The 3,842-nt window shown below is 63.6% G+C and carries 4 protein-coding genes; 2 read left to right on the top strand and 2 right to left on the bottom strand.

The features are described 5' to 3' along the window. A partial coding sequence (locus ACH2DW_RS15165; protein ID WP_394930585.1) for a family 1 glycosylhydrolase occupies positions 1–1,088 on the bottom strand: 1,088 nt, incomplete at its 3' end. A gap of 110 nt (positions 1,089–1,198) precedes the next feature. Here ACH2DW_RS15165 and ACH2DW_RS15160 point away from each other — a divergent pair. Beyond that, entirely contained in the window at positions 1,199–2,584 is a 1,386-nt protein-coding gene (locus ACH2DW_RS15160; RefSeq protein WP_394930584.1) for an NAD(P)-binding protein, read from the top strand. A gap of 75 nt (positions 2,585–2,659) precedes the next feature. Beyond that, entirely contained in the window at positions 2,660–3,154 is a 495-nt protein-coding gene (locus tag ACH2DW_RS15155; RefSeq protein ID WP_394930583.1) for a cupin domain-containing protein, read from the top strand. A 34-nt stretch (positions 3,155–3,188) separates the two neighbouring features. On the opposite strand, the gene ACH2DW_RS15150 is transcribed toward ACH2DW_RS15155, so the two are convergent. After that, on the bottom strand, positions 3,189–3,842 hold a 654-nt coding region (locus tag ACH2DW_RS15150), incomplete at its 5' end, for an alpha/beta hydrolase (protein ID WP_394930582.1).

The raw sequence follows: 3,842 nt of genomic DNA, 5'->3' as shown, positions 1-3,842 counted from the left end.
GCGCCTGTTGGTTCAGTTAATGCCGTTTGCCAATCGAACTGGTCACCGCGGCTGTACCAGCAGAGCCCGCGTGCGGGCCGTCCGTCAACGCGCAGCCGAGCGAGCCCCGCGGAGAACTCGTTGAGCCAGGGGACCTGCTGGTCGAGTGGCAGTGTGAGGTTTGACGTCTCCGCGATCCAGAAGGGCTGCTCGTAGCGGTCGTGCCACCGCTCGATCTCGGCCATGGCGAGGCTGATCAGTTCACGCGGCGTCCATGCCGGCCGGTCACCTCCGACCGGCATGACTGAGATCGGGTAGATGTCGAGCCCGGCGACGAGGCGGTCGTGTTGAGCCAGCGATCGGATGCGCGCAAGTTGAGCCGTGTCGAGGCCATCGAAGTAGCCGGCGACGGCTGGTTCGTGACCGAAGTGAAGGTCCCAGACGAGCCAACCGAGCGTGCGAATGCGGTCGACATCCGCCGCTGCCTCCGGAGAGTCGTTCATGGCGACCGGGATGTCGAAGCCCTCTGAACCAACCCACCACCCGTTGCGATCGGTGCGGATGAGGGCCATTGCCTCGAGGTTGGCCTGCACGATGTTGGCAAGCGCCTGGGCGTGCGCCTCAGACGTTGCAGCCATGTCGTTCCAAATGCCGAACCGAGCTGACAGGCGCGCGGTGATGCCAGGCTCGTTGATCGGCGTGAACCAGCGTGGCGCGGGGTATCGATCGAGAAATGCTGTGACGTATCGCACGAAACTGTCGATCCACGCGCGGTCGACGAAGCCCGGATGGTGATCGGGCAGTCCAAAATGGAGGAACTCGACGATCGGTTCAAGGCCAGCGGCCGCACATGCCGCGAACGCCCGATCCCAGAGCGACCAGTCGTAGACACCGGGCTCGGGTTCGGCGAGCCGCCACGGCGTCCCGTACCGCACGACCTGTACGCCGAGATCTGCGATCGCGACGAGATCGTCCTCCATGTGCTCGTCATGTCCCGACTCGGCGAACTGGTCCTGTCGATACCGCTCACCCTGGCGCATCACGATTGGGTCAGATCCTTCTTCGCCGATCGACCAGACGAAGTCAGGAAACGCATTGGGGTCAGCCATGTGGGAAGGGTAGATCGGCACCGGTTTGCTTCCCTTGTCGTGGCCGACGAGACGACGAGTTCAGGCAGATCGTCGGTTGATCCCTCGACATCGGCACGCGACACTGGCACATGGACACGGACTACTTGATCGTCGGCGCTGGTGCGATGGGAATGGCGTTCGCCGACACAATCCTCAACGAGACCGAAGAAGCCACCGTCACGATCGTCGACAAACACGCCCGGCCCGGCGGGCACTGGAATGACGCCTACCCGTTCGTTCGCCTCCATCAGCCGTCAGCGTTCTATGGCGTCAACTCACGTCCGCTCGGCGACGATCGCATCGACGTCGTTGGCTGGAACGCAGGGATGTACGAACTTGCCTCAGGGGCCGAGGTGCTCACGTACTACGACCACCTGATGCACCGTGACTTCCTCCCCTCTGGGCGGGTGAGGTACGTACCGATGAGCGAATACGACCCTGCGAGCGATGACATCGTCTCGCTCACCACCGGTGAGCGCACGACCATAGATGCCGCCACGCTCGTCGATGCCAGCTACATGAAGGTCAGCGTTCCGTCGCAGCGGCCGCCCTCCTACGCGGTGGCCGATGGTGTGCACTGCGCTCCACTGAACGACCTGCCGAACATCGCTCGGCCGGCTGACGGGTACGTCGTGATTGGTGCCGGCAAGACCGGCGCAGATGCCTGCCTCTGGCTGCTCAAGAACGGCGTCGATCCCGATGACATCCGGTGGGTCATGCCGCGCGACTCGTGGTACATCGATCGGGCGGGAATCCAGCCCGGCCAGTTCTTCGAACGTACCGCCGAACGCTTCATCGCTCAATTTCGCCATATTGCCGAGTCGGACTCGATCGCTGATCTGTTCCGGCGACTTGAGAGCGACGGGATCCTCCATCGTCTGACCACCGACATCACGCCGACGATGTATCGCTGCTCAACCATGACGCAAGCCGAACTCGAGCAGCTCCGACGGATTGCGAACGTCACACGGCTCGGGCGGGTGCAACGCATTGACGCGACAGAGATGGTGCTCGACGGTGGCACCGTGCCGACCACCACCAGCACGGCGCATATCGACTGCACTGCAGACGGTCTCGAGCGTCGCCCGGCCGTGCCGGTCTTCGACGGCAACCGCATCACGCTGCAGACCGTTCGTCACTGCCAGCAGGTGTTCAGCGCAGCGTTCATCGCGCACTGCGAGGTTGCCTATGGCACTGAGGTGGCGAAGAACAATCTGTGCGGTGTCGTGCCCCACCCGGACAGTGCGACCGACTGGATTCGCACGGCCCTCGGTAACTCGCTCAATGGAGCGCAGTGGAATGCCGACGCTGACCTGCAGGCGTGGCTTGCTGGTAGCCGACTCGATGGCTTCAGTACAGCTGAGCCGCCGAGTGACGAACTGACAGCCGTGATGATGGGGGCACTCGACGACGCCGAGCCAGCTCTCGCGAAGCTCGAGCAGTACGTTGCCGAACTCGACGCGGCAGGTCTGTGAATCGTTCGGGGTGACACGTCAGTCCACTCCGGCGACGAGACGCGGTGTTCGGGGGAGAGAGCCGAGGAGAACAGCATGGAACACCACAGAGAAGTCCGAATCACTGACCTTCCGGGCCGGGCCCGCGAGATCATCGATCATTTCGAGCTGGAACCACACCCCGAGGGCGGTTGGTTCCGTCAGACCTTCCGCGATGTGGGTGCCGATGGCACAGTGCCTTCGACAGCGATCTACTTTCTCCTTGCTCGCGGTGAACGTTCGCATTGGCATCGGGTCCACCACGCCGCCGAGGTGTGGCATCACTACGCCGGCGATCCAATCCGACTCTGCCTGTCGGTAGATGGCGTCGCTGAGGACGATCATCTGCTCGGCACTGACCTGGCGTCAGGTGAGCGTCCGCAGGTGATCGTTCCACTCGGCTGTTGGCAGTCGGCTGAAACGTTGGGCGATTGGACACTGGTCGGTTGCACCGTCGCGCCCGGCTTCGACTTCACCCATTTTGAGTTGGCTCCGCCGGACTGGCGACCCGGTTGCTCACTGGACGTGCCAGACCTGCCAGACGGAGCTTGATCTCTGCGTTGGTCGACGCGGCGTCGAGGATCGGTCAGGCGTGAACGTTTGCTCCGAACATGCCACGAAGCGCGTTGCCCATCGCCTCACGTGTTGCAGTCGGGGTGATCAGCACGTCGACTGCACCGGTCGATGTGTGCGTCTGGCCCTGCGCCTGGAGGTGTTCGACGGGCACGCCAGCGGCGGCGAGTGCCCGCGCATAGGCATCGCCTTCGTCGCGCAGCGGGTCAAACTCACAGGTGACGATCATCGCCCGCGGCAGGCCCGACAGATCTGGTGCACGCAGCGGTGATGCCTTCGGATCAGACCGCTGATCGACGTCGCAGTAATGGTCCCAGAACCAGTGCATCAACGCGGTGGTCAGCACATAGCCATCGGCATTTTCGGTGTATGACGGCCGTGAGAAGTCACAGTCCGTAGCAGGGTTGAGCAAGACCTGCCCGATGATCGCGGGGCCGCCTGCCAACTTTGCCTGCTGAGACGTCACCGCAGCAACGTTCGCGCCGGCGCTCCACCCGGCCACGGCCAGCAGGTCAGCACGGACACCCAACTCGTCGGCGTTCGCAGCAACCCATTGCACGGCAGCCAGACCATCGTCAGCGGCAGCAGGGAAGCGGGCCTCGGGTGCGTGGCGGTAGTTGACCGACACGATCACCGCGTTGGAACGCACACAGAGATCGCGGCACAT

This window comes from uncultured Ilumatobacter sp., from assembly GCF_963980585.1.
Taxonomy (GTDB): Bacteria; Actinomycetota; Acidimicrobiia; order Acidimicrobiales; family Ilumatobacteraceae; genus Ilumatobacter_A.
This window is presented reverse-complemented; position numbering and strand designations above follow the sequence as displayed.